We start from the raw sequence: 26459 nt of genomic DNA on the forward strand, positions 1-26459 counted from the left end.
ACAGACTCAGGACGCGATCATCTCCGCCGCTTTTTCCAGGTCTACCGAGACCAGTCTCGACACGCCCGGCTCGTGCATGGTGACCCCCATCAGCTGGTCTGCCATCTCCATGGCGATCTTATTATGGCTGATATAGATAAACTGCACGTCCCGCGACATCTCTTTAACCATGCGCGAGTATCGCCCTACGTTCGCGTCATCCAACGGCGCGTCCACCTCATCCAGCATACAGAACGGCGCCGGATTCAGCTGGAAGATAGAGAACACCAGAGCAATGGCCGTCAGCGCTTTTTCACCACCTGACAGCAAGTGAATCGTTGCATTGCGTTTGCCCGGCGGGCGGGCCATGATCGAAATGCCGGTATCAAGCAGGTCGTCGCCAGTCATTTCCAGATAGGCACTGCCGCCACCAAAAACCTTCGGAAACAACGCCTGAAGGCCGTTGTTAACGCGATCAAAGGTTTCTTTGAAGCGGTTTCGCGTCTCCTTGTCGATACGGCGAATTGCATTTTCCAGGGTTTCCAATGCGTCTTCCAGATCCTGGTTCTGAGCATCCAGATAGTTTTTCCGCTCCGACTGCTGCTTGTATTCTTCGATAGCCGCGAGGTTAATCGGCCCCAGTCGCGCAATACGGCGCCCTACACCCTCAAGCTGTTCCTGCCAATCACGCTCATTGGCTTCCTCGGGCAGGCTTTCCAGCACCGACTGCAGGTCAAACTGTGCTTCCTGCAACTGATCCTGCAAGCCGCTCCGGCGCACTTGCAGCCCCTGATTTTCAACCCGCGCACTTTCCAGCTTGGCCGCCACGCTTTGCAGGCGCTGCTCTATGCCATGACGTCGCTGCTCAAACTCGCGCATTTGATGATCGACTGCCTCTACCGCCCGACGCGCCTCACTGAGCTTTTCCTCAACGCTCAGGCGGTGCTCCAGATGGCCTTCCAGCTCCAGTTTCAGGTCTTCAATCGGCGAGTCGTTATCGTCCAGGCTTTCGTGCAATTGCTCTTTGCGCTCACGCAGCAATGCCAATTGCTCCTCGGTTCGCGAGATATTCTGTAAAGCAGCATCGCGCTGGGTTTGCAGAGACTGATGGCGCATCGCCAACTGATGGGCGTGATCTTTGCTCTGACGGGCTTTTTGCCGTGCGGTGTCCAGCAGCTCACGGTTGGCATCTCGCTCGCTCAACAATTGCTCTCGGCGACCGGAGTCCTGCTCCATGCTCTCGATGGCCTCCTGGAGCACCATACGGGCTTCGGCCAGCGACTCCTGCTCCAGCGTGAACTGACTACGCAGCTCCTGAATATCGCTGTTCAGCCGCTGCCGACGCTCACCCATCTGCTCGATTTTGGCCTGCTGGGCGCTGAGCTGTGCGCGCAATTCGCTCTGACGACGACCGTGAGCCTGAATTTCCCGCTGGGCGGCATCGCGCTCGTCCTCCCATTGACGAAGCTGTTCACGTCGGGTTTCCAACTGTTCGCCCAAGGCTTCAACCTGGGCTTCGCCGTCATCCAGCGCCGCCTTCAACTCCTGCAATTCCTCCTGACGCTGCAATACACCGCCCTGAGCGGTGTCACCGCGCCGCACGCGCAGCCAATCTTTGCCCAGCCACAATCCTTCCGGTGTCACTAATGACTCGCCAGTAGCCAGATCACTGCGGCGAGACAGCGCATCCGTCAGGTCTTCAGCCAACTTCACGCGGCTCAACACATCTTGTAGTGCTGCTGACCCACTGACTTTGCTCGCCAGAGAGTTGTCACTCACGGCGTTGCCGGCATCGGCCTGCACAAAGCAGAGCTGACCCTGATTCAGCTCCGCCAGCAGTGGAGCCAGACTATCAAGGCTGTCGATATTCAGGGCCTGCAACTGTTCGCCCAGCACGGTTTCAACGGCCGTCTGCCAGCGCTCTTCTACCTGCAGCGACTCCGCCACGCGGCTCGCCGAGGCCAGACCGTGACGTTCAAGCAATTCGCTCAGTACCTTGTCACCGTCGCCGAGTGCTGCCTGTTGCAGCGCTTCCAGTGACGCCATGCGACCGCGCATGCGTTGCATGTCACTGCGGCGCTGGTCCAGTTCTTCCGACAGCCGATTGATCTGCTCGCGACAGTCACTGATCTGCGGCAGCAACTGCTCGTGTTTCTCTTCCAGCGCCTCTCCTTCCAGCTCCAGCACGGCCGCCTGCTCCTGCAAGCCGTCGACATCCCCCTCGTCACCGTCGGGCTGCAGCTCGCGACGTTCCGCTTCAGCCTTTTCAATACGCTCTTTCAAGCGTTGCAGGCTCAGCTCCAAGTGCTGAATCCGCGACTGCTCTACTTCGGCACGCTGACGTGGTCCCGCTGCAGTCTGGTTGAATTCGTCCCAGCGCTGCTGCCAGCTCTGCATGGCCTCTTCCGCCACCATCAGCGATTCGGCGGCACTCTCTTCCTCAGCCTGAGTGATTTCCAAATCCGGCTCGATACCGCCAATCTCCTCCTCCCAGAGACGAATTTTTTCACGATCGCTGTCGAGGTGGCGGGCGGTTTCCTGAATATTGACTTCGAGACGCTGCAAGTCCGAATCGAGCTGCTGACGGCGCTCCTGCTGGTGGGAAATACTTTGCTCGACGCGAGCGATATCAGCGCCAATGCTGTAGTAACGCCCCTGAATCTCATTAAACTCGTCGTTGAGCTGGGTATGCTGATCTCGCGCCTGTTCGATATTCGTACCCAGCGATACCTGCTCGGTAACGATGCTCTCGCGCTCCAGTTCAAGTTCGCGAATCTGCGCATCTTTTTCTGACACCTGACCGTCCAGCGCCTTCCATTGCAGAACCTGGAGCTGCGCTTTCAGCAGTCGCTCTTCTTTCTTGTATTCGGTGTATTTCTCTGCAGCGGCGGCCTGACGCTGCAGATGCTGTAACTGACGTTCCAGTTCATCTCGCAGATCGGTCAGGCGCTCCAGGTTTTCCAGAGTGCGGCGCATGCGGTTTTCAGTTTCGCGGCGGCGCTCCTTGTATTTGGAGATACCCGCCGCTTCCTCGATAAACACCCGCAGCTCTTCCGGTTTGGACTCGATGAGCCGGGAAATCATCCCCTGCTCGATAATCGCGTAGCTGCGCGGGCCGAGGCCAGTACCAAGAAAGATATCGGTGATATCGCGGCGGCGACATTTAGTGCCGTTGAGGTAATATTCAGAGGTGCCCTCTCGGGTCACTTTGCGACGAATGGCAATCTCGTTGAATCGCGCATACTCCCCGCCCAGCTTACCGGCGGTATTGTCGAAAACCAGCTCGATAGAGGCTTGTCCGACCGGCTTGCGGTTCACCGAGCCATTAAAAATGACGTCGGTCATCGATTCGCCACGCAGGTTCTTGGCTGAGCTCTCACCCATTACCCAGCGTACCGCATCAATAATATTCGATTTTCCACAGCCATTGGGCCCAACCACCGCAGACAAATTGCTGGGGAAATGAGCGGTGGTGGGGTCAACAAAAGATTTGAAACCCGCCAATTTTATACTTTTCAGACGCATAGAAACCGTAACCAAGCCTGGTGGGCAGCCCGCGAAGTTATTGCCTGCGGGCGCCAGAGTGCGCAAAGCGCCGATTATAGCCTGTGAATACGGTTACATCAGCAGAAAATCAGCGAGGGCCCAGAGGGGCTGATGAGAGTTTGTGGTCGATCACCAACTGCGCAGCCGAATCAAGCTGATCGGCCGTCACATTCACCGACGAGGAAACCAGGTCATCCTGGCGTCGCATCGCGGTGCCAGACAGGCTGATATGCGCGGACAATTGCAGATTGTCGAAATCAGTCAGTTGCTGCCCCTGGCGAATCACATCGCTATCGGTCAGATAAAGACGCTGAGGCAGACTCTGCACCCCGTCTATCAGCGGTAAGCGAAGTGCTGCGACCGGCATAGGATTGCCATCACCGGCTCGCGCTACGACAAACAGTACCGCCTGTGGCGGTGCTGTCATCGTCTCGGCGAGACTGACATCTACCGCAAGGCCAGACAGGCTGCCCGCCTCCAGCGCCCGCTTCTTGGCTTCATTGAGCCCTGAGGCGATCACCATGGCCTCGCTGGAATCGCCCGGCAAGCTGCTGAGCAGTCGTTGCCAAATAGCAACCGCATTGGCATATTCGCCAGCGGCAAAGGCATCGATGCCCACCACGCCCAGCGCCGTTGCCTGGCGTGGATTAATCGACAATGCCTTATCCAGCAAACGCCGGGTTTCTTCATCCACTTGCCGCTGCGCGGCCAAATACCGTGCCTGGGCCAGCTGGGCCAGCACATCCGCATCATCTGGGTACAGGTCTACCAGGCGCTGGTAATAGGGAATCGCACCGGCATAGTCGCCCTGCTGACGACGGATAGATGCCATCATCACCAGCAACTCGGCGGTATCCGGGCGTCGCTGGAGGATATCTTCGACCAGCGATTCGAAGGCCTCGATATCGCCCTGCTGAGGCTGCTCGCTGGTAAACAGCTTTTGCTGCAGGGCGCGCAGCGCCAGCTCCTGATGATAACCCTGTGCGTGATACAGCCCGACAGATGCCAACACCAACAGCACCAGCGAGGCGATCAACGGCCAGGATTGACGGCGGCCGGGCGCCCCGGAAAACTCGCTGTTTTCCTCCAATAGCTGCTTGTCCAGCTCTGCGCGAAGCTCACTCAACTGCTGGTCATCAATCAACCCCATATCGGCATCGGCCTGCAGTTCGCGCTGTCGCTGCTGATAAAAATCGCGCTGCGCAGCCCGGTGACGCTGCTGGTCATCATCGTCAACTCGGCGCGAACGAAACGCCAGTACACAGAGCCCCAGAGCGATTGCCAGCAATAGCGCCAGACCAATATACAGAGCGCTCACTGATCACCTCCGCGGGACGTATCTTCCTCCGACAACAAACGCTGCAAGCGCTGACGATCCTGTTCACTCAAGACGTCACCGTCGCCATTCTCGGGTACCGCGCTTTTGCGCCGTCGGGAAAGCATGGCCCAGATCCCCAAGCCAAGTACCAACAAGACGACGGGGCCCAGCCATAGCACCGCTGTCGCGGCATTAAAACGAGGACGGTATAAAACAAAATCACCGTAGCGGTCGACCATATACTGGGTAATTTCGATATCGGACTTACCCGCCATGATCATCTGGTGAATCTGGCGGCGCAGATCCTGAGCAATAGCCGAATCAGAACCGGAGAGATTTTGGTTCTGGCATTTCGGGCAGCGCAACTCCTCAATGAACGCATTGTAGCGCTGGCGCTGAAGCTCCGTGTCGAACTGATAGGTCTCAATTACCGCCATCGCTGGCAGCGCCAACACTAACAGCATCAGCAAGCTCAAACGACGCAACATCAAGGCGTGCCTCCCAGATCCAGCTCCGCAATCAGTGGTTGAAACTCTTTCTCCCAGACGCGCTCATCCAGCGCACCCTGGTAGCGGAATCGAACAATACCTTCTGCATCGATCAGGTAGGTTTCGGGAGCGCCAGTCACCCCCAGATCCAGACCGAGCGTGCCTTCGACATCGAATACGGTCGCAAAGTAGGGATTGCCCTTTTCGGCCAGCCAGCGCAACGCCGGATCGCGCTTGTCCTTGTAGTCCACGCCGAGAATCGGCACGCCGCGCTTTGACAGCTCAACAAGAAAAGGGTGCTCGTAATGACAGGTCGGACACCACGTCGCCCAGACATTGACCAGCAACCACTGTTTGGGCAAGTCAACATGACTGAGCTGCCCGCCCTCCAAGGTGGGCAGATCAAACGCCGGCATCGGGCGATTGAGTAACGCCGAAGGCAATGCCGTGGGACTGTACTCCCCCTCCTGCACGCGGCGCTGAACACCAAAAAACATCGCCGCCAACAGCACAAAAATAATCAGCGGCAAAAACAACTTAAGCCTGCCCATAATGACCTCCCTGGGTGTTCCTCGCCTTGGATGAGGCCCCGCGCCGATAGCGCTTATCCAGAATCGCCAGCAAACCACCGGCCGCCATCAGAATGCCGCCCAACCAGATCCAGCGTACAAAGGGCTTAATGTGCACACGAACAGCCCAGGCGTCTTCGCCTACTGGCTCGCCCAGCGCAATATAAACGTCCCGCCAAAGGCTGGCATCGATGGCCGCTTCAGTCATCACCTGACCGGAGCGAGCATGATAGCGGCGTTTCTCCGGATGCAGCTTGGCGATCAACTGCTCGCCCTCGTATAGGCTGAAGTGCCCCTGTTGTCCCTGATAATTAGGCCCGGTCACCGCCTCGATGGCATCGAAACGCACGTGATAGCCAAATTCGGTGTCGACGCTCTCGCCCACGGCCATACGCATGTCACGCTCGTCTTCAAAGCTGGTCACCATGGCCACACCGAGAATCGCCGCTGCCAATCCGAGGTGGGCCAGCAGCATCCCGTAGTACGAAGGCGTCAGGCGACGAAGACCGGCAATTACCGTGCGGGCATTGCGGGTCTTGTCGCGAAGATTGACCAGCGTGGTCGCGACAATCCACACAAACAGCACCGCACCCACGCTGGCACCGAGGTGCAGACTGCCACCATACAGCCAGGGGAATATCAGACCCAGCAACAGCGACACCAGCAGTGCGCCTATCATCGCGGACAACCAACGATGGGTATTGCTGGTCTTCCACTGAGAACTGGGACCAATACCCACCAGCAATGCAATCATCGCGCTGATCGGAACAAACAGTGCATTAAAATAGGGCGGCCCCACGGAATATTTTCCGCCACCGGCAAAGTCCATAATCAGCGGGAACAGCGTGCCCAGCAACACGGTCAGCGCCGCCACAATCAGCAGAATATTGTTGGCGAGCAACAGTGCTTCACGGGACAGCAGGCCGAAGCCCTTGTTTCGGCTCTGCTCCGGGGCTTTCAGCGCATACAGCGTGAGTGAACCGCCGACAATCAGCACCAGGAAGCCGAGAATAAACATGCCCCGAGTAGGGTCAGCCGCAAAGGCGTGTACCGAGGTCAACACACCGGAGCGCACCAGGAAGGTTCCGAGCAGGCTGAGTGAAAAAGCGAAGATCGCAAGCAGCAATGTCCAGGACTTAAACGTGCCTCGCTTCTCTGTCACCGCCAGTGAGTGAATCAGCGCGGTACCCACCAGCCAGGGCATAAACGAGGCATTTTCCACCGGATCCCAGAACCACCAGCCACCCCAGCCAAGCTCGTAGTACGCCCACCAGCTGCCCAGCGTGATACCGATGGTCAAAAACAACCAGGCGATATTCGTCCAGGGACGCGACCAGCGTGCCCAACTGGCGTCCATTCGGCCACTTAACAGGGCCGCAATCGCAAAGGCGAAGGCGACGGAAAAACCCACGTAGCCGACGTAGAGCATCGGCGGATGTATCACCATACCCGGATCTTGTAACAAGGGGTTCAGGTCCTGCCCCTCGGCTGGCGGATTAATAATATTCTGTTCAAAGGGGTTAGAGGTGAAGAGCGCAAAGCTGAAAAAACCAATCGCGACAACGCCCATCACCGACAGCACACGCGCGAGGATATCCAGCGGCAGCTGACGTGAGAAAACCGCAACCGCCACCGTCCACAACGTCAGAATTTCCAGCCAAAGCAGCAGCGACCCCTCGTGACCGCCCCAAAGTGCACTGAACTTATACGCCATGGGCAGGGCTGTATTGGACTGCATGGCAACGATATTGACAGTAAAGTCATCGGTCAGAAAAGCGTAGAAAAGGCAGGTAATAGAGATTGTGGTAAACAGGCACTGGGCAATCGCCAGGGTGCCACCCGCCACCATGGATCGCCGGTCACCACGCCACACACCGTACATGGGAACCACGGCCAGCAACAGTGCGAAGCACAGGCCGAGAATCAGCGAGAAATGTCCCAGTTCAACAATCACGAGCCTGTTTTCTCCCCATCATATGCTGCACCGGCACGAGCCTCTTCAGACTTTTTCAACGCCTCGCTCACCTCCGGCGGCATATAGTTTTCATCGTGTTTGGCCAGTACCTCTGAGGCCTGGAAAACACCGTCCTGACCCAACGTGCCAGTCACGACAACCCCCTCACCCTCGGCAAACAGGTCAGGCAATATACCTTCGTAAGCCACCTCAACGCTGGCTGAGTAGTCAGTCACCTTAAAACGTACCTTCAGGCTGTCGCTGGCGCGCTGCACAGAGCCCTCTTCCACCATACCGCCCGCACGAATCTTGCGATCCAGCGGCGCCTTGCCAGCCGCAATGTCAGCGGGTGGATAGAACAGATTGATATTCTCGCGCAGCGCAAAGCCCAGAAACGCGGCCGCGGCCGCACTGGCCAACAAGATAAATACTACGATGCCTAAGCGCTGCTTGCGCACTGGGTGCATGGCCATACTGCCTCCGATTAACCGGCTTTCTGTTGTTCCGCACGACGACGGCGCGCGGCCGCCGCAACCATCTGCCGGGCAGCGCGGTTGCGGCGGCGGGATTCAACGACTAACAGCGCGAGCACTGCCGCACTGATACCAAAGCTGAACCATACATACGGCCCGTGGCCGTGCATCTGCCAGAATTCAGCCAGCGAATTAAACGCCATGTCGGCCTCCTGTCTTTGCCTCGACCAGCGTCTGAACCCACCGGGTGTTACGCTCACGTTCAAGAATCTCAGCGCGGGTGTAAAGCAATACCAGCCAGCCGAAAAACAGATACATGCCCGAGAGGGTCGCCATCAGGGGCCTGAGCATTACCGGGTGAATAGTCGATTCCCCGATAAACTTGATACTGGCGGGCTGGTGCAGGCTGTACCACCACTCCACCGACCAGTAAATGATTGGAATATTCACCGCGCCAACCACCGCCAGTACAGCACAGGCCTTGGCGGCAGCGTCCTGATTCTCAAACGCACTGTACAGCGCCATCAACCCTAAATAGAGAAAGAACAACACCAACACCGAGGTAATACGCGCATCCCATACCCACCAGGTTCCCCAGGTCGGCTTGCCCCAGACCGCACCGGTAATCAGCGCCAGAAAGGTCAGTGCGGCGCCGATCGGAGCAATGGATTTCATGACCATGGCCGCCAGCTTCATGCGCCAGATCAGATGAATGGCTGCCGCCGTCGCCATCATCATATATGCGCCCATAGACACGGCCGCCGCAGGCACATGAATATAGATGATGCGGAAGCTGTTCCCCTGCTTGAAGTCCTCGGGTACAAATGCCAAGCCCCAGATACAGCCGCCGATTAGCAGCAGCACACCGGGCACCGCCAGCCAGGGCATGAGCCGCCCGCTGAAGTCATAAAACCAGCGCGGCGAACCCCACTTGTGAAACCATTGCCATTTCGACAAAACCTAGCCTTCCTTCCAATTCATCAGATGCATCTTACTGGTCCACACTGATCCGCAATGCGCCGCCAATCGCCAATGGCGCGAGCGCCAGTGCTGCCATCAACAGCGCCGCCAATATTGCCAGCGGCGCCTGGTAAGACAAGCCCTCAACAGCATTGCTGACCGCCGCACTGCCGAAAATCAGCACCGGAATATACAGAGGCAAAACGATCAACGATAGTAACAAGCCGCCACGTCTTAGCCCCACCGTCAGCGCTGCACCAATCGCGCCGATCATGCTCAGCACAACACTGCCCAGCAGCAGGCTCAGCATGAGCACGCCATACCCTGCTGGGGGCAGTTGCAACAACATGCCCAAGAGCGGCGACAGCAGGCTGAGCGGTAATCCGCTGAGCATCCAGTGAGTCAGCGTCTTTGCCAATACCAGCGGATACAATGGCGCCGGGCTGAGCAACAGTTGCTCCAACGTGGCATCGTCGTGGTCACCGCGAAACAGACTGTCTGTTGCCATCATCGATGCCAACAGGGCTACCACCCATATGACCCCGGGCGCCAGCGCCGCAAGCTGCTCGCGTTCGGGACCAACACCCAGCGGAAACAGGGTGCAGACCATAACGAAAAATAACAGTGGGTTACTCCACTCGCTGCCGCGACGCAGGGCGGACTGAAGGTCCCTGCGAACCATCGCCGCCATCATGGAGAAGGTCGACAGACGCTGCATCATCCCTCCCCCAGTTCAATACGGCGCAAGGGGCGCGGCAGTTTAAGCACATGGTGCGTCGTCAGTACCACGCTGCCACCCGCATCGGCGAAGTCGCCAATCCACTGTTCAATTTCCGCGACACCGCGCTGATCGATCGCCGTAAACGGCTCATCTAGCAACCACAGAGAAACACTGCTGCAAAACAGTCTGGCGAGATTCACCCGGCGCTGCTGGCCCGCCGACAGGCCATAGCAAGGCTGCTGCTCAAAGCCCGTCAGCCCCACCCGCGCCAGCGCAGTAAAAAGCCGCTCGTCATCCACGGCGTCACCGCGAAGCGCACAGCTCCAGCGCAGGTTTTCAAGGGGAGTAAGTTGGGGTTTGATACCGGCGCCATGGCCGAGATAAAGGACCTGCTGGCGAAAATCACTCAGGGTTTCAGCCAGAGGGTGGCCCTGCCAGAAAATATCGCCTTCGTAGCGCGTAGAGAGACCCGCCAAAATGCGCAGCAAGCTGGTTTTTCCGCTGCCGTTCGCGCCAGCCAATTGCACGATTTCTCCGGCCCCGACAGACAGAGACAGTCCAGCAAACAGCACGCGCTCATTGCGCTCGCTGTATAACTGCCGTACTTCTAGGCCCTGAGTCGCCAACTGCCGCTCCTGAAATCATACGGCCCACACACGAAGGGGCCACAGCCAAAAATGCGGCCAAGTATATACGATTTACGGGTAAATTCGTGGACTGCCGGACACTGCGACAATGTGTCGCAGCCCGGAGTGATATCAGGACGTCTTGCCGTCCGGGCGATTGGCGACCCAGCGCTCCATATCCTGAGTCACCAGGTCAAGGTAGGCGAGCGCTTTGTTGAGCTTTTCATCGTGCTGTTCACCACGAAGCCCCATGAGCCGGTTGCGGACCCAGGACAATTCACTGACCAATTCGGTGATAGTCGGGGACGGCGCAGTGACCGCTGCCGGGCGAACTGCCGTCAAGGTCTGCGTGTCACTGGCAATCGGTTGTCTTCCCGGGGGCTGCCCCTTGCCGTAGAGGCTGTCGAGCAGGTTTTCAAATTCGCGATCGGTCATTTCATCGCTGTCCGGTGTTTTTGCCACCGCTTGCGCTGGCAGCGACTTGCCCAGCGATCCCGTCTCCTGCCCCATTGCGCGCGTGAGGCGAAGACGCAAATCCTCCGGAATAGCCCGCACACTTTGGTGGTTCATCATCCGGCTCAGCATCACCTCAAGCGCACTGGTGGCACCGACAATCAAGGACACCAGACTCGGACTCAAGGATAATCGACGAGTACGCAGGCGCTCCAATACGCGTTCGGCCAGTCTCGCGCACTCGCTCAACTCCTCGAGCTTCAGTACCGACGCGCCGCCGTACAAAGTATGAAAACCCCGGTGGATATCATCGAGGATGCGTTGCCCGTCATAGCCGTACTGCAATTCTTCCAGCTGGACAAACAGACCTCGCACAATTTCCTCTGCCTCTGAAAGGAAAATGGCGAGTATGCCTTCATGCTCGTTCGCGTCCACGGACTGTCAGCCCTCCGTCAGCACTCAAAAATGAAATCATTTACATCCTCAATGACAATGATTATCAAACAAACTTCCGCTGGTCACTGCCACGCGGTTCACAAAGTGGAGGTTTAATCCTGGGTTTCCAGCTGAGAATTCAAACGCCGGAATATCTGACGAATCTTGCTGTCGAGTACCGCCGCGGTGAATGGTTTGACGATATAGGCGTTGACGCCGGCATGCGCCGCTTCAATGATTCGCTCTCGTTTGGCGTCTGCGGTCACCATCAACACGGGCGTTGAACAGAGCTGGCGGTCTGCTCGAACCGCACGCAACAGCTCCATGCCGCCCATGGTCGGCATGAGTAAATCGGTAATCACCAGATCGACCCGCTGATTGTGCAAGAGCGTCAACGCCGCCATCCCGTCATCGGCTTCGCAGATATTGCCGTAACCGAGATCCTGAAGCAGGTTGCGAATAACTCGCCGCATTGTCGCAAAGTCCTCAACAATGAGGATGCGCATGTCACGCGGCGATGGCAGCGAAGCTGAAGTCTTTTCGAGAGGCTCATAGCCTGCAAAAGGGTCTGGAGAGTACTCGTCGCTCATGCCGTCTGTTCTCCAACACGCGCCGCGACCAGGCTTTCCACAAAGAACTGAAGATGCCCATCGGCTCCCTGAGCAACAGGCCAGCTTAGCAGCTCGTCAGCCAGTCGATGAAAGGCCAGGGACGACGGTGCACTTGGCGCGTATTCGCTCACTGCCCGCTGCGCTTTGACGGCCTCTCTCAGGCGATGATCAAAGGGAATGGCACCGGCATAGCGCAAGCTCACATCGAGAAACTGGTCGCAGACACTGGCCAGCCTCTCAAGCAGTTGCCGCCCCTCCTCGTCATCGGCAACCATGTTGGCTACCACGCGAAAACGTCGTCGAGCAAAGTCCCGGTTCATCAACTTAATCAGGGCGTAAGCATCTGTGAGTGAGGACGGCTCGTTGCATAACACCAGCAATAATTCCTGCGAGGCATTCGCAAAGGTCAAGACGGTGTCGGCGATCCCCGCAGCGGTATCGACCAGCAACACGTCAATCTGCGATGAAAGCTCACTGAACGCTCGAATCAAGCCCGCTTGTTCCAATGAGGTCAGTCGGGTAAGTCTGCGTGCACCTGACGAGGCCGGAATAATGCGAATACCATGAGGTCCGGTCAGTAGAATATCGCTGAGCAGGCACTCTCCATCTAACAGTTGCTCAATCGTCTTGTTCGCTGACAACGACAGCAATACGTCGACGTTGGCCAGGCCAAAATCCGCATCGAGGATAGCAACCCGCTTCCCGCGACTCGCGAGCGCTACGGCCGTGTTAATCGCCACATTGGTCTTACCCACACCACCTTTGCCCCCGGTAACGGCGACAACCTGAACCGGCCTCATATCGCCCCGACCTCCAAGCGATTCTGAGGAAAGCGGTAGCTTCCCGCATATCGCAGGGTTTGAGAAAGATACTGCCAGCCACAATCAGCCATCTGACGCCGCAGCATGCGCTCGCACTCGGGCGGCACGGCAACAGCCACCAATCGTGCACCCAGCTCCAATTGGTCCTGCCAGGCTTGATATTCCGGATTGATACGCATCAGTCCCAGCAGACCTCCAAGCCAGGCACCAAATGCCACGCCAAACACCGGTAATCCGTAAAGCACTGGAGCGCGCATAGGACTGCTGCCAAGCAACGGCAGCAAGACCGCCAAACACAGGAGTACAAAGAACACCGACCACAGTCCCGCCCGCCAAGACAGCCCGACGATATCGCTGCGAGTCATGATTCCTGTCGCGGCCAGTCGCGGATGGCGCTGATCTTCAGCATGCTCGCTAAGCAGGGTGTAGCGCCCCAGGGACGCTACCGGCGACGACAGAACCGCACGCAGTTGAGCAAGTGGTTCGCGATCGTGTGCCAGAAAATACAGTTTCTTCACGGACGATCCTCAACGCAGTGACTGCAAACGCTCGGTGGCACTCACCACCTCTGTCAGGCGGATTCCCAGTTTGTCTTCGACCACCACCACTTCACCGCGGGCGATTAATTTGCCATTTACCAACACATCCAGCGGCTCACCGGCGTGGCGATCCAGCTCAATAACGGCGCCTTGCTGCAATTGCAGCAGGTCGCGAATCGGCATTTCACGGCCACCGACTTCCAGCGTGACACGCACCGGGATGTCCATGACCATTTCCAGGTCGGGAGACGGTGTATCCCGCTGTCGCAAACGCGCCGCATGTGCACCGGCATTGGCCTGCTGCCCCGCATCCTCGGCTTCAATTTGTTGGCGAAGCCTTTCCCGCTCGCGTCGCAAATCGTCTCTCTCGGTCACATCGCCTCCTCTGGCATTCATTTACGCCCCTTGACGGTAAACCGCATGACATCTCCTTCAAGCTGCAACACCGCGCGCAACAACGGCAGTCCGGCAACCCGGATTTCTGCCAGATCAGCCGAGCCAAGGGGAATAACATCACCGACCTCCAGCGCAGCGAGTTCGCCTAAACGCAGGGTTTTCTCGGCGAGAACATAGCGCGTCGCCACCGGGGCATTCAAACTCGCATCCACCATCGCCTGCTGCCACTGGGGGTCAGGCGCGCGAGTCTCAGCAAGTTCACTGCGCGACAGACTCTCCCGAATCGGCTCCAGCATGGCTGCCGGGCAACAGATATGGAATTCACCGCCACCGCCGCCCTCTGCATCAATCTGAAAACGGCAGACCACGACCGGGTCCGCCGCTCCGACAATGGTTGCCAGCGATGGATTGAGTTCGCTGCCCAAGGCCTGGCAGTGCAGCTCGCAAACCGGTTGCCAGGCCTCAGCCAGGTCCGCCTGCGCCCGAGCAATCAGTTTGTCGACAAGGCGCCGCTCTGCAGAACTGAAGTCGCGACCATCAGGCACGCCCGCCGCATGACTGCCACCAAAGAAAACTTCGACAAGGCGAAATACCAGGCGGGCATCAAATACCATCATCGCCGTCCCCTCAAGTGGAGCCAAGCGCATTAAATTCAGACTGGTTGGCAGGTACAGCGAATGCAAATAATTGGCGTAGGGCGTGAATTGAATTTCCAGCAGACTGATATCCACATCGTGGCCGAGCACGGTATTCAGACTTTGGCGAAAATGCTCGGCAAAGCGTCTGCTAAGCTGTTCCAGTCCCGGCAAACGCTTGCGAGTGACCGGATTGCGACGGGCGAGATCAAACTGAGCCGCCTCCGCTTGCGGCGCCACCTTGGCGGCTTTAGGCGGGGCATCGCTCTGCTGCACGGCAAGCAACAGGGCATCAATTTCTGCCTGCGAAAGCACGTTATTCATTGCCAATTCCTGCCATCACATCACGCTCCGCGCGGCGTACCACTGCTCAAGTGCCGCCACAACACCGCGGAGGTCACTCTTTAAACTGACAAGCAGGCTCGGCGCCAAAGCCAGGTCGTCATTTCGACCCAGCTCTTCCATCGCCCGGCACTGCGCTGCGTAGCCACCCGCGCCGACCCCCAGCGCACCGCCTTTCAGGGTATGAGCAGAGCGCCGCAGCTCCTCAGCATCTCCCGCGTCAATAGCGTCATTAATCCGCTGCAGGCGCAGCTCTGCATCCTGCTGAAAACTCGAAAATAAAATCTGCATATCGTCAGGCATAATGCTGAATATCTCTTCCAGCACCGCTTCGTCCAGCACCTCGACCGGCAACCGCGCCGTCGTATGATCATTCACTGTGCCACCACCTTTGCGGCCGGTGAGAGCGGACGCCGCTCCAATACAATTTCACCTACCTGAGCCAGACGCTTGGTTGCCACCAGCAACTCCTGCTGCGCCCGCTTGATCTGCGCCAAATCAGCTCTTCCGGCCACCGCTCGGTAATCCGGATAAACCTCCTGTAACACCGCCAACATCCTCTCACGCAATTCACCGCTACTGCCTTGTACAGCGAAGTGGATCGTCTCCGCCTCGAACTGTTCCAACACGGTTCTCAGGTCGTCGTCACTGAGACGCGTAAGTTGGTCAAAGCTGAACATCCGCTCTTCAACGCGCTCGGCCAATGCCGGGCGCCGCTGGCGAAGTCCCTCAAGCAGCTGGCTTTCACTGCCCATATCCAGTTCATTGAGCAGCGCAGCAGCCAGACTCTCACCTGCCATGGGCTGTCGTCCGCGCCCTACATTCTGCAGGTGTTCTTCGATCAGGTAATCCAGCTCTTCCAGTGCTGCGGGCGACAGCGACTCCAGCGCAGCCAGCCGCGCCAGCAAGTCCTCCCGCTTTTCACCGGTAAAAGACATCAACACTTCCGCCGCCTGCGATGACTCCAGGCAAGCGATCAGCACCGCCTGAATCTGCGGGTGTTCACGACGCAGCATGTCAACAATCGCCTGGGCACTTAACCACTTAAGCTTTCCAATTTGCCCGGACTGCCCGTGCGGCGCCAACTGACGACGCAGCAATGCGGCCTTGTCCTCACCCAACGCGTCTGACAGCAGATCCCGAACCTGATCGGCCCTGCCGTTTGCGACCAGCGATACCTGTAAACTGTCCCGCTCAAACCGCTGCAATATCTGCGTGAGGCGCGATGCATCAGGAGCGTTGAGGCGAGACATCAATTCTGCAGCGCGCTGGACATGCTGCGGGCGCAGCTCCCGCAACACTGCGGCCGCCCGCTCCGATGACAAGGCGGTTAACAATACCGCCGCCTGTTCCGCGTCGCCGCTATCGGCCTCGTTATCGGCAATCAGGGTCCCCTCGGTCAGCCATGCCCCCAGAACCGCAGCCACCCTTCCAGGTTCTTCATCCGCACTGCGCTGAAGATGATGCAGCAAGGAGCGATAATCGGCCGGAGCAGACACTGCTTCGGGTCGCTGCCGGGAGCCAAGCTGCTGAAGAAACAATGACAATCCCAGGCCAGCGGCAATGCACAAGGCCGCAATGCCCAACTCCGAGGATATCGGCAGGAGAAGGCAAAACAATGCACACAGAATCAATGCCAGCAGCAGTAAAAGCTGCCAGGCAATGCCCTGAGAAAAACTGTCATTTTTTTGACTATCTACCACAATGCTCACAAAATTTGTCACTTTTTTGACAAAAGCCCCTCAAAAAGCTCTGCTTATACGCGCTATCGAGCCCACAGTGAGGAATGTAGCAGGATACGGGCCAGCTCCTGACAAGCCGACACGCAAGAAGGAGGTTAGCGTTTCAGCTCGACAAAGGGCAATGCTGTTGGCCCGCCCACATCCACGGTTTGGGAGGCATCAAAAGGATGGGGTTCTCGATCCAGACTTCGGTCGATATCCAGGTTGGCAAAATCGAATAAGGCCGTATCTGCCAACTGCGATGGCGCAATGTTCTGCATGGACGAGAAGATTTTTTCAATGCGGCTGCCGTCCTGCTTTTCCCACTCCAGCAGCATCTTGCGGATATTTTGTCGCTGCAGATTTTCCTGCGAACCGCAGAGATTGCAGGGAATGATCGGGAACTGTTTATAGGCCGAAAACTTCTCGATATCCGCCTCGCGACAATAGGCCAGCGGGCGGATGATGATATTGCGTTTGTCGTCAGACAGCAGTTTGGGTGGCATCGCCGCCATACGCGAACCGTAAAACATATTCAAAAACAGCGTTTGCACCATGTCGTCTTTATGGTGACCCAGCGCGATTTTATTGGCCCCGATCTGCTCTGCAAAACCGTAGAGCGTCCCCCTTCGCAGGCGGGAACACAGGCCGCAGGTGGTTTTTCCTTCGGGGATTTTTTCCTTAACAATGGAATAGGTGTCGCGGTTGACGATGTAATACTCAATACCCAGCCCATCGAGGTATTCTGGCAGCACATGCTCTGGAAAACCCGGCTGCTTTTGATCCATGTTGACGGCTACCAACTCAAATCGAACCGGCGCACTTTTTTGCAGGTTCATCAGGATATCGAGCATCGTGTAACTGTCTTTCCCACCTGACAGACAGACCATGACGCGATCGCCGTCTTCAATCATGCGATAGTCTTCAATCGCCTTACCGGTATGACGCCGCAGCCGCTTTTGCAGCTTGTTGAATTCAAGCTTGGGCATTGCCTGATTGTCGGAAGCGGGAAACATATCGCCTACCTGCCTGTCGTCGGGATTACGGAAGCGCCGCATTATATAGAGTTGACCAAATCTCAGCCAGCGACGGTAAAAAATCCGGCAAATCCTGCTGAAAGCGACGCCCTGACTGGTAATCCGGCGCCCAGCTGTCTATCATTAGCGCGCCAAAATCTGCTGGCATGAGGTGTTATCTACACGGCCAGACCCCGGCACGGGTGCATGCCGGATTGTGTAATCCACATCCGGTCGCACCCGCTCACAAAGGCTTACACCAAACAATCACCAGAAAGGGAACGCTCCATGAAACAACCCGTTCGTGTCACCGTTACCGGTGCAGCAGGCCAGATCGGCTACGCACTGCTTTTCCGCATCGCCTCAGGCGCCATGCTGGGCGACGACCAGCCCGTCATTCTGCAACTGCTGGACATTACTCCTGCTCTGGACGCGCTTGAAGGCGTCAAGATGGAACTTGAAGACTGTGCCTTCCCGCTGCTGAGCGGCGTGGTGTGCACTGACGACCCGAACGTCGGCTTCAAAGACGCCGATTACGCCCTGCTGGTTGGCGCGCGCCCCCGCGGTCCCGGCATGGAGCGCAAAGACTTGCTGGAAGCCAATGCGGCAATCTTCTCCGTTCAAGGTAAAGCCATTGACGAGAACGCCAGCAAAAACATCAAAGTCCTGGTCGTTGGCAACCCCGCTAACACTAACGCTCTGATCACTCAGCGCAACGCGCCGTCAATCAGCCCCCGCAACTTCACTGCGATGACTCGTCTGGACCACAACCGTGCCATGACACAAATCGCGCAGAAGACCGGCAAGACGGTTAACGACGTGACCAACATGACCATCTGGGGTAACCACTCAGCGACTCAGTACCCTGACCTGTTCAATGCCAAAGTCGACGGCAAAACAGCGTCAGACCTGGTTGACCAGGACTGGCTGGAAAATGACTTTATCCCGACCGTGCAACAGCGCGGCGCCGCCATCATTAAAGCCCGCGGCGCGTCTTCTGCCGCCTCTGCGGCCAACGCGGCTATCGACCATGTACGCAGCTGGGCGCTGGGCACTGACGGCGACGACTGGGTATCTATGGGCGTATACAGCGACGGCAGCTACGGCATTCAGGAAGGCCTGATCTACTCCTTCCCCTGCCGCTGCAAAGATGGCGAGTGGGAAATTGTGCAAGGCGTTGACGTTAACGACTTCAGCCGCGCCAAAATGGAAGCCACTGAGCAAGAACTGGCGGAAGAGCGCGACGGCGTTAAGCACCTGCTGCCGTAAGTACTATTTTGCGTACTATCTTGCTATAGCAAAAAGGCGACCCCAGGGTCGCCTTTTTTATTGCCCGTCTGTTACGCGTGACAGCAAACCGTCAGTTGTTTTCCTCTGCAAACAAGGCCTGCGCACTCAAGCCGTTGCTTTCAAACATGCCACGCAGACTTTTCAGTGCCTCGACCTGAATTTGCCTCACGCGCTCCCGGGTAAGACCGATCTCGCGCCCGACCTCTTCCAGCGTCGAGGGTTCGTGCCCGCGCAGACCAAAGCGCCGCAATACCACCTCGCACTGCTTCTCTGTCAGCTCATCCAGCCAATGGTCAATACAGTCAGAGATATCTTCGTTTTGAAGAATCTCGCTGGGATTCAGCGCCTGATTATCGGCAATGGTATCAAGCAGAACTTGATCAGAGTCCTGAGCAAGGGGCACATCGACGGACCCTACCCGCTCTTTCAGGCTGCACAGACGCTTGGCCTCGGCTACGGGCCGGTCTAGCTCTCGAGCCATTTCCTCAGGAGAAGGCATGTGGTCGAGCTTCTGACTCAGCTCGCGCTCGGCGCGCAAATAACTGTTCAGCTCTTTGACCACATGTATCGGCAGACGAATGGTGCGGGTCTGATTCATAATTGCCCGCTCAATGGTCTGGCGAATCCACCACGTCGCATAGGTAGAAAAACGAAAGCCTCGCTCTGGATCAAATTTTTCAACCGCTCTAATCAGGCCGAGGTTCCCCTCTTCCACCAGATCCAAAAGAGTCAGCCCGCGATTGAGATAGCGTCGGGCGATTTTCACCACCAAGCGCAAGTTGCTCTCAATCATGCGCTTGCGTCCCGCCTCGTCACCCTTGCGCGCCAGACGGGCAAAGTGGACCTCTTCTTCAGCAGTTAATAGCGGAGAGTAGCCAATTTCGTTTAGATACAGCTGGGTTACATCCAGCTCGGTTTGATGCCGACTGCGCTTCAGTCGACTGATTCCGGGTTCCACGCCTTCCTTTGCGTCGATATCTGTGCCCGCGAGAGGTTTTACGGAACGCTGTTTCTGCTTGTTCGATTGATCTAACCGCATCGTCGAATCCTTATCACTAGGTTTGTTATTTTTTTCGACTTTGGCGGGCCTGCCCTGCTTGCGCTCCGGCAATCAACGCTGAGGCAATAATTTAAGCGGGTCCACCGGTTTTCCGTTTACTCGAACTTCAAAATGTAATTTCGCCGAGTCAGTGCCGCTGTCGCCCAATTCGGCGATCGTCTGACCCGCTTTGACTTGCTCTCCCTCTTTGACCAATAAACGTCGATTGTGCCCGTAGGCACTCAAGTAACGCTCGGAGTGTTTCAGTATCAGCAGATTGCCGTAGCCCACCAGCCCACTGCCTGCATACACCACCACTCCACTGCGCGATGCTTTTACAGGCTCACCCATTTTGCCTTTGATATCAATACCCTTGTGGGCCTGACCAGAGGCAACGAAACGTCTAACCAGCGGACCGTGTACCGGCCAACGCCAGGATTCGCTACTGAAGGCGGGAGTGGTCGGCTTAGGCTTGGGTTTGGGCACAGCCGGAACGGGTGCCTTGGCAACATTGGCAGAAGGTTTTGCTGACGGAGTCGTCACAGCCTTTGCGGGCGACGCCGGTTTCGGCTTCGCAGCCACCGATGCCGAGCTCTCTTTCAGCTCAATGGCCTGACCCGGAAAAATGGTATAGGGCGGTGCGATGTTGTTAGCGTTCGCTAACCGCTTAACGTCGAAACCGTAGCGCCAGGCTATAGAAAACAGCGTATCGCCGCGGCTGACAACGTAGTATGGAGGCGCCTTCTCGGCAGGGTTATAACGGTCATAGACAGGCGCAGGACGATGAGGCCCGGCACAGCCAACCAAGGCAGCCAGGAGCACGAGGAGCCAGGCTCTGTGTCCGAACGGCTTCACGTGGTGCGCACCTGCACGCGTTAAAACTCCCTTTCTGGATGAATGGACGTCGCGGAAACTCCTTGCATCACGACGTAGGCCGAACTGTCACCGCTTATTGATTACTTTATGTACTTTACAGACTAACCGTTTAGATAAAAATAATCTTAAAAAATCAGCAAATATCGACTAATCACGACGGGCTACCGTCTCAATGAAGAGTACCAGCACAAAGCCAACGACCATCAAGCCCAGACAAAACAGCCACTGCGGATCAGCCTGAACAGCGTAGTCTCCCGGCAGTACATTATGCCAATCAAGGCTGTGCTCATCGCTGAGCAACTGCCCGCTTCCGGTCAGTTTCCAAGGCCAGATAATGGACAACGACCCGAGCAGCACCCCAGTCAACACGGCCAACAAGGGGCCGCGATGTTGATGCATCAGGTAGCTGAGCAATCGAACAAAGGCCATCAGCCCTGTCGCACAACCCAGCATGAACAGCGCAATCATCCCAACATCCAGCGATTTAATCGCCTGAATGACCGGCTCGTACATGCCGAGCAGCAGCAGAATAAAACTGCCTGAAATACCCGGTAAAATCATCGCGCAAATTGCCAGCGCACCCGCGCCAAAAACGGTCAACGCATTGACAGGCATTTCACCCGGTCTGACGACGGAAATCAGCAAGGCAAAGCCCACTCCTGCGAGCAAATACAGCCAGGCCCCTCGCGCATGAGGAATCTGCCGGTAAACCAGCAGCGCCGACGCCAGAATCAAACCAAAGAAAAAGGATGCCATCAGCAGCGGATGGTGGTGCAGCGCCCAGGAAATCCCACGCGCCAGAGACAATACGCTCAAGCCAATCCCCAACAAGAGGCTGAGCAGGAAACCACCATTCACGTATTGCCAAGCGGCCGCTGGGCCGTTGCTGAACAGCAATTTCAGCGCTGCGAGGTTGCAGGCCTTCAGGCTATCGATCAGCTGATCATAGATGCCGGTGATGAATGCGATGGTGCCGCCAGACACGCCGGGGACAATATCTGCCGCCCCCATTGCCACGCCCCGCAGGAAAATACCGCCGCGCAAACCACCTGAACTCTTGTTCTGCGAATCAGGCAACGACACCACCTACCATCGGCACAAACATAACCGGCTCAATACACTGTTCTTCAAAACCGTCTTCGTGCCGGTCGTAAACATACAGACTCTGCTGCTGCCCCTGTTTGCCGACGGGGATCACCAGGCGGCCTCCCACGGCCAACTGGTCCAGCAACTCCTGAGGCACGACTTCCGGCGCCGCCGCTGACAGGATCGCATCGAACGGTCCACGTTGAGGCCAGCCCATGCCGCCATCAGCGTGACGCAGATGTACATTGTGCAATTTAAGATGACGCAGACGCTGCCGGGCTTTCTCCTGAAGTGGCCGGATACGCTCAACGCTGAACACCCGGTCCACCAGCTGCGCGAGTATGGCCGTTTGGTAGCCCGACCCAGCGCCAACCTCCAACACGCGTTCACGCGGCCCAAGCGCAAGCAACAACTCCGTCATGCGAGCGACAATATAAGGCTGGGAGAGGGTTTGCTGAAAGCCGATGGGCAACGCGCTGTCTTCGTAGGCGCGGTGAGAAAGAGCTTCGTCGAGGAAGATATGTCGGGGCGTCGCGCGAATGGTGTCCAGCACCTTGCTGTCGTTAATACCCTGCGAGCGCAGCCGCTCAATCAGGCGGTCCCGGGTGCGCTGGGAGGTCATCCCAATGCCCTGAAGATTAATGCTACTCACCTATGCTCTTCTCTACGTTATGGCCTTCAGGCGTTAATCAATTCTCGCACAAGCGCCGTGGCGAAACAGCCCCTCGGAAGTGTGAATAACAGCCTTAACATCTGCGGCTCTTCCCACTCCCAAACAAGGTCGCCGGGCACCACTCGCAAACTGCGGCGCTCCATTTTCATTCCGTGTCTGCGCAAGCCATCGCAAAGTTCAGGCTCTGCCGCAAATACCTGTGATTCCAATTCAGCCACGTCAGCGTCAACCCGATGGCGTCCCTCGCTTCCGTACAACGGCCCGCTTGGATGAATATCCCCCGCCTGCATACGGTGACGAATCTCGTCGTCCACTTCAGCGGCAAAAACGCTGCCGCTGTCACGCAAGCTGAACAGTTCGCCATCCAATGGCTGCTGCCAATTCCCCTGCGCAATTCGCCGAGCCAGGACCGTATTGAACAGATAGGCCCTCGCCGACGACAGATAAATACCCCGTTGAAAACGGCCCGGCCTGAGCTCTCCTGCCAGCCAGCGGCGACAGGCGTCCACGTTGTCACCCGCTCGGCCAAAGCGCTGCTCACCAAAGTAATTAGGGAAGCCACCGCGCAACTGTTCAAGACGCTTTTCTATGCCGGCCGTATCACCACGAATATCCCGCAGACGTAATTCAAAGCGGTTAGCCCGGTGGCTGCCAATACGTAATTTCTGGCGATGCCGTCCGAATCGCAAAACCTGCCAGCCGCCTTCGTCTCCCTGTTCGGCCACTCCCGACCAATCGCGCCCCTGCTTGCCCGGCAAATGAATGCAGAACCACTGCTGCGTTACCGCCTGACGGTCCTTTAAACCCGAATAGGTGACCGCTTTCGCTGGCACGCCGGCGATGGTCGCCAAGCGTTTGGCTACATATTCAGTGCTGTCACCACGCTTTTGTACCCACAGCCAATCAAACTCACCATCGTGACTGAAGTCGACCTCAAAGCACTCTTCAACGCTGAAGTCCTCGGGACTCTGCTTCAGTATGCCTTCGGCGTCAACGCCACCCAGTGCGCGAGGCCAGTCAGGCAGCATGGTCGATACGCTCCAGCAGAACAACGGCATCGACGGCGATCCCTTCCTGGCGACCGACAAAACCCAGTTTTTCGGTTGTTGTCGCCTTCACGCTGACCTGTGTCAGGTCGACCTGCAATATTCCCGCCAGCCGTTCACGCATCGCAACAATATAGGGAGAGAGTTTTGGCGCCTGCGCGGCGATGGTGAGGTCCGCATTCGCTAACTGATAACCCGCTTCGCGCAGCAAATCATAACAACGCGCCAAAAGTACTGCGCTATCTGCCCCTTGGTAGGCCGAATCAGTATCGGGAAAGTGCTTGCCGATGTCCCCCAGCGCTAAGGCACCTAGCAGGGCGTCACACAGGGCGTGAATCGCCACATCGCCATCAGAATGGGCCAGCAACGCATGGCTATGGGGAATGCGGACACCACAGAGCACGATGCTGTCGCCCTCACCAAAACGGTGGACATCATAGCCGTGGCCGATACGCATATTGCTCATGACCTGTCCTCATTGTCCGATGCCCCGTCGCGCTGCTGCAGAAAAAACGCCGCCAGCGGCAGGTCTTCCGGGTAGGTAATTTTGATATTGCGGGCACTGCCATTCACCAACGACACTTCGCCACCACAGTGTTCGATGGCCGACGCCTCGTCCGTGACCAGCAAGCCCTGTTGACGGCAATGCTGCAAAGCATCAAGCAATTGCCGATAGCGAAAGATCTGGGGCGTCAGAGCCCGCCAAAGGTCTCGCCGATCTACGGTGGTAATGGCGTTTTCTGCTCGATGCTTTAGCGTATCCACCACTGGCGTCGCCAACAGCCCGCCGCACCCGGTATTCAAGGTGGCATCCAACAGGCGCAGCAAATCCTCTTCACTCAGGCAGGGGCGCGCCGCATCGTGTACCAGCACCCAGTCGTCGTCGCCCGCCTGACCGGCTAATGCCAACAGCGCCTGTTCGACGGAATCCGCACGGCTGCTGCCACCTTCAACCGTCCTCACCCTGTGGAGCCTACTGCACGATAACGCAGCAAACTCACTGTCTTCTGGGTGCAGTGCAACCAGTACCTGACGAACACGGTCGTCGCTGAGTACGCGATCAATACTGTGCTCCAGCACCGTGCGATCATTGAGGGGGAGATATTGCTTGGGGCGCGACGCGCCAAACCGGCTGCCGAGGCCTGCGGCGGGGATAATGGCCCAGATGGCGGGAGAACAGCTCACGGCCTTACTCTTCAATGATCAGGTAGAAGCTTTCGCCTTCCTTGATCATGCCCATGTCATTACGCGCACGTTCCTCAATACTGTCGAGATCGTGCTTCAAACTGTAGACCTCTCCCAGCAAGCGCTCATTGCGATTGCGCAGCTCGGCGTTGTGGGAAGTCTGTGTCGCGATGTCCCGGCGCAGACTGACGATCTGTTCCCAACTGCCACTACCCACCCACAGCCGGAACTGCAGAGCAACCAGCATGACAAGGAGCAAAATCAACAGGCGGCGACGGGTCATTGTGCGTCCTGAATTAACAAGGGGCAGACGATGCTGCCCCTTTATCACCTTGCTGTTCAGGCGCGGAACTCGTCGCGACCGCGGTAAGCGGCGCCCAGCTCGGCCTCAATACGCAGCAGGCGGTTGTATTTGGCAACGCGGTCTGAACGACACAGCGAACCGGTTTTAATCTGACCAGCAGACGTTGCCACGGCCAGGTCGGCGATGGTGGTGTCTTCGGTCTCACCGCTGCGGTGAGAAATCACCGCCGTGTAGCCAGCATCTTTGGCCATTTTGATCGCGTCCAGCGTCTCGCTCAACGAGCCGATCTGATTGAACTTGATCAGAATCGAATTGGCGATATTGTTGTCGATACCGCGCTTCAGGATTGCAGTATTGGTCACGAACAGGTCGTCGCCCACCAACTGTACACGGTCACCAACCAGTTCGGTCAGGGCCGCCCAGCCGTCCCAGTCGCTCTCGTCCATACCATCTTCAATCGAGATGATCGGGTAGCGCTGAGCCAGGCCATCCAGATAGGCGGCAAAGCCCGCCGCATCAAATTCTTTGCCTTCACCGCTGAGCTTGTATTTGCCGTCTTTGTAAAACTCCGACGACGCGCAATCCAGCGCCAGCGTCACGTCTTCACCCAGCTTGTAACCCGCATTGGCAACCGCTTCAGCAATCACTTCCAGTGCCGCTTCATTGGAAGGCAGATTGGGCGCAAAACCGCCCTCATCCCCGACCGCCGTGTTCAGGCCGCGACCTACCAAAACCTTTTTCAGCGAGTGGAAAATCTCCGCACCGACTCGCAGCGCTTCTGCAAAGGTTTCTGCAGCAACCGGCTGAATCATGAACTCTTGGATGTCCACGTTATTGTCGGCGTGCTCACCACCGTTGAGAATATTCATCATTGGCACGGGCATGGTGTACTGGCCTTCAGTGCCGTTGATTTGTGCAATGCGCTGATACAGGGGAATACCCTTCTCATTGGCGACAGCTTTCGCCGCTGCCAGAGAAACCGCCAGAATGGCATTGGCGCCGAACTTGGCCTTGTTCTCGGTGCCGTCGGCGTCGATCATGGCCTGATCGAGGGCACGCTGGTCTTCCGCATCCATGCCGATCAACAGGTCGCGGATAGATGTGTTGACGTTGGCAACCGCCTGAGTGACGCCCTTGCCCAAGTAACGGGATTTATCGCCATCGCGCAGCTCCAGTGCTTCGCGTGAACCTGTCGATGCGCCCGAGGGTGCACAGGCTGTTCCCACAGCGCCGGAAGCCAGTACCACATCGGCCTCTACGGTTGGGTTGCCGCGTGAATCCAGCACCTCAAAGGCTTTAATATCGACGATTTCTGCCATGTCTCATCTCCTAAGTCAGTTCCCCGCAGCCTGCGGCG

The 26459-nt window shown here is 57.3% G+C and carries 29 protein-coding genes; 1 reads left to right on the forward strand and 28 read right to left on the reverse strand.

Annotated features, from left to right (window positions below; all coding sequences use genetic code 11):
- Nucleotides 1-6 precede the first annotated feature (6 nt).
- The 19 genes from smc to ttcA all read right to left on the reverse strand — a co-directional run bounded on the left by smc (nt 7) and on the right by ttcA (nt 17603).
- Nucleotides 7-3504: a chromosome segregation protein SMC gene (gene smc, locus G411_RS0101870; RefSeq protein ID WP_022957469.1), complete on the reverse strand. Its 3498-nt coding sequence runs from the start codon at nt 3502-3504 to the stop codon at nt 7-9.
- Nucleotides 3505-3613: 109 nt separating this feature from the next.
- Nucleotides 3614-4843: a c-type cytochrome biogenesis protein CcmI gene (gene ccmI, locus G411_RS0101875; RefSeq protein ID WP_022957470.1), complete on the reverse strand. Its 1230-nt coding sequence runs from the start codon at nt 4841-4843 to the stop codon at nt 3614-3616.
- Nucleotides 4840-5331, reverse strand: coding sequence for a cytochrome c-type biogenesis protein (locus G411_RS0101880; RefSeq protein WP_022957471.1), 492 nt, complete (start codon nt 5329-5331; stop codon nt 4840-4842). The genes ccmI and G411_RS0101880 overlap by 4 nt, the downstream gene beginning before the upstream one ends.
- A complete protein-coding gene (locus G411_RS0101885; RefSeq protein WP_022957472.1) occupies nt 5331-5882 on the reverse strand; it encodes a DsbE family thiol:disulfide interchange protein in 552 nt (183 codons plus the stop codon). The genes G411_RS0101880 and G411_RS0101885 overlap by 1 nt, the downstream gene beginning before the upstream one ends.
- Nucleotides 5869-7854 (reverse strand): heme lyase CcmF/NrfE family subunit, encoded by a 1986-nt coding sequence (locus G411_RS0101890; protein WP_022957473.1) that lies wholly within the window; start codon nt 7852-7854, stop codon nt 5869-5871. The genes G411_RS0101885 and G411_RS0101890 overlap by 14 nt, the downstream gene beginning before the upstream one ends.
- Entirely contained in the window at nt 7851-8321 is a 471-nt protein-coding gene (gene ccmE, locus G411_RS0101895) for a cytochrome c maturation protein CcmE (RefSeq protein WP_028968052.1), read from the reverse strand. Before ccmE ends, G411_RS0101890 begins: the two co-directional genes overlap by 4 nt.
- Before the next feature lie 17 nt (nt 8322-8338).
- Nucleotides 8339-8530: a heme exporter protein CcmD gene (gene ccmD, locus G411_RS0101900; protein ID WP_022957475.1), complete on the reverse strand. Its 192-nt coding sequence runs from the start codon at nt 8528-8530 to the stop codon at nt 8339-8341.
- Nucleotides 8520-9284 (reverse strand): heme ABC transporter permease CcmC, encoded by a 765-nt coding sequence (ccmC, locus tag G411_RS0101905; protein WP_022957476.1) that lies wholly within the window; start codon nt 9282-9284, stop codon nt 8520-8522. The genes ccmD and ccmC overlap by 11 nt, the downstream gene beginning before the upstream one ends.
- Before the next feature lie 34 nt (nt 9285-9318).
- Nucleotides 9319-10008 carry a heme exporter protein CcmB gene (ccmB, locus tag G411_RS0101910; protein ID WP_051151229.1) on the reverse strand — a complete coding sequence of 230 codons (690 nt, stop codon included), beginning with the start codon at nt 10006-10008 and terminating at the stop codon, nt 9319-9321.
- Nucleotides 10005-10634, reverse strand: a complete 630-nt coding sequence (ccmA, locus tag G411_RS0101915; protein ID WP_022957478.1) for a cytochrome c biogenesis heme-transporting ATPase CcmA — start codon at nt 10632-10634, stop codon at nt 10005-10007. The genes ccmB and ccmA overlap by 4 nt, the downstream gene beginning before the upstream one ends.
- 132 nt (nt 10635-10766) lie before the next feature.
- Nucleotides 10767-11522 carry an Hpt domain-containing protein gene (locus G411_RS0101920; RefSeq protein ID WP_022957479.1) on the reverse strand — a complete coding sequence of 252 codons (756 nt, stop codon included), beginning with the start codon at nt 11520-11522 and terminating at the stop codon, nt 10767-10769.
- A 113-nt stretch (nt 11523-11635) separates the two neighbouring features.
- Nucleotides 11636-12028, reverse strand: a complete 393-nt coding sequence (locus G411_RS0101925) for a response regulator (protein WP_028968054.1) — start codon at nt 12026-12028, stop codon at nt 11636-11638.
- Between the two features lie 80 nt (nt 12029-12108).
- Nucleotides 12109-12933: a MinD/ParA family protein gene (locus tag G411_RS0101930; protein ID WP_022957481.1), complete on the reverse strand. Its 825-nt coding sequence runs from the start codon at nt 12931-12933 to the stop codon at nt 12109-12111.
- Nucleotides 12930-13472: a hypothetical protein gene (locus G411_RS0101935; RefSeq protein WP_022957482.1), complete on the reverse strand. Its 543-nt coding sequence runs from the start codon at nt 13470-13472 to the stop codon at nt 12930-12932. Before G411_RS0101935 ends, G411_RS0101930 begins: the two co-directional genes overlap by 4 nt.
- 9 nt (nt 13473-13481) lie before the next feature.
- Nucleotides 13482-13889, reverse strand: coding sequence for a flagellar motor switch protein FliN (gene fliN, locus G411_RS22495; protein WP_022957483.1), 408 nt, complete (start codon nt 13887-13889; stop codon nt 13482-13484).
- Nucleotides 13886-14848 carry a flagellar motor switch protein FliM gene (gene fliM, locus G411_RS18970; protein ID WP_022957484.1) on the reverse strand — a complete coding sequence of 321 codons (963 nt, stop codon included), beginning with the start codon at nt 14846-14848 and terminating at the stop codon, nt 13886-13888. The genes fliN and fliM overlap by 4 nt, the downstream gene beginning before the upstream one ends.
- Before the next feature lie 15 nt (nt 14849-14863).
- Nucleotides 14864-15244 carry an Hpt domain-containing protein gene (locus G411_RS0101950; protein ID WP_022957485.1) on the reverse strand — a complete coding sequence of 127 codons (381 nt, stop codon included), beginning with the start codon at nt 15242-15244 and terminating at the stop codon, nt 14864-14866.
- Nucleotides 15241-16578 carry a flagellar motor switch protein FliG gene (locus tag G411_RS0101955; RefSeq protein ID WP_211218286.1) on the reverse strand — a complete coding sequence of 446 codons (1338 nt, stop codon included), beginning with the start codon at nt 16576-16578 and terminating at the stop codon, nt 15241-15243. The genes G411_RS0101950 and G411_RS0101955 overlap by 4 nt, the downstream gene beginning before the upstream one ends.
- A gap of 125 nt (nt 16579-16703) precedes the next feature.
- Complete coding sequence (ttcA, locus tag G411_RS0101960) at nt 16704-17603, reverse strand: tRNA 2-thiocytidine(32) synthetase TtcA (protein ID WP_022957487.1); 900 nt, start codon at nt 17601-17603, stop codon at nt 16704-16706.
- 288 nt (nt 17604-17891) lie between these two features.
- Here ttcA and G411_RS0101965 point away from each other — a divergent pair, with 288 nt between their 5' ends.
- A complete protein-coding gene (locus G411_RS0101965) occupies nt 17892-18872 on the forward strand; it encodes a malate dehydrogenase (RefSeq protein WP_022957488.1) in 981 nt (326 codons plus the stop codon).
- Nucleotides 18873-18963: 91 nt separating this feature from the next.
- Here the strand turns inward: G411_RS0101965 and rpoS are convergent, their stop codons facing one another.
- The 9 genes from rpoS to eno form a co-directional block, all read right to left on the reverse strand.
- Nucleotides 18964-19932: an RNA polymerase sigma factor RpoS gene (rpoS, locus tag G411_RS18975; RefSeq protein ID WP_022957489.1), complete on the reverse strand. Its 969-nt coding sequence runs from the start codon at nt 19930-19932 to the stop codon at nt 18964-18966.
- Nucleotides 19933-20004: 72 nt separating this feature from the next.
- Nucleotides 20005-20787 carry a peptidoglycan DD-metalloendopeptidase family protein gene (locus G411_RS0101975; RefSeq protein ID WP_022957490.1) on the reverse strand — a complete coding sequence of 261 codons (783 nt, stop codon included), beginning with the start codon at nt 20785-20787 and terminating at the stop codon, nt 20005-20007.
- 168 nt (nt 20788-20955) lie between these two features.
- The gene (locus tag G411_RS0101980) at nt 20956-21885 is read right to left on the reverse strand and encodes a DUF368 domain-containing protein (protein ID WP_245542362.1); all 930 of its coding nucleotides are present in this window, start codon (nt 21883-21885) and stop codon (nt 20956-20958) included.
- Nucleotides 21878-22516: a protein-L-isoaspartate(D-aspartate) O-methyltransferase gene (locus tag G411_RS0101985; protein ID WP_022957492.1), complete on the reverse strand. Its 639-nt coding sequence runs from the start codon at nt 22514-22516 to the stop codon at nt 21878-21880. The genes G411_RS0101980 and G411_RS0101985 overlap by 8 nt, the downstream gene beginning before the upstream one ends.
- A 56-nt stretch (nt 22517-22572) precedes the next feature.
- Nucleotides 22573-23595: a tRNA pseudouridine(13) synthase TruD gene (truD, locus tag G411_RS18980; RefSeq protein WP_022957493.1), complete on the reverse strand. Its 1023-nt coding sequence runs from the start codon at nt 23593-23595 to the stop codon at nt 22573-22575.
- Complete coding sequence (gene ispF, locus G411_RS0101995) at nt 23585-24070, reverse strand: 2-C-methyl-D-erythritol 2,4-cyclodiphosphate synthase (protein WP_028968058.1); 486 nt, start codon at nt 24068-24070, stop codon at nt 23585-23587. Before ispF ends, truD begins: the two co-directional genes overlap by 11 nt.
- A gap of 5 nt (nt 24071-24075) precedes the next feature.
- Entirely contained in the window at nt 24076-24798 is a 723-nt protein-coding gene (gene ispD, locus G411_RS0102000) for a 2-C-methyl-D-erythritol 4-phosphate cytidylyltransferase (protein ID WP_022957495.1), read from the reverse strand.
- Between the two features lie 4 nt (nt 24799-24802).
- The gene (gene ftsB / locus G411_RS0102005) at nt 24803-25081 is read right to left on the reverse strand and encodes a cell division protein FtsB (RefSeq protein WP_022957496.1); all 279 of its coding nucleotides are present in this window, start codon (nt 25079-25081) and stop codon (nt 24803-24805) included.
- 56 nt (nt 25082-25137) lie between these two features.
- The gene (gene eno / locus G411_RS0102010) at nt 25138-26421 is read right to left on the reverse strand and encodes a phosphopyruvate hydratase (RefSeq protein WP_022957497.1); all 1284 of its coding nucleotides are present in this window, start codon (nt 26419-26421) and stop codon (nt 25138-25140) included.
- Nucleotides 26422-26459 lie beyond the last annotated feature (38 nt).

The organism is Spongiibacter tropicus DSM 19543 (genome assembly GCF_000420325.1).
Taxonomy (GTDB): Bacteria; Pseudomonadota; Gammaproteobacteria; order Pseudomonadales; family Spongiibacteraceae; genus Spongiibacter; species Spongiibacter tropicus.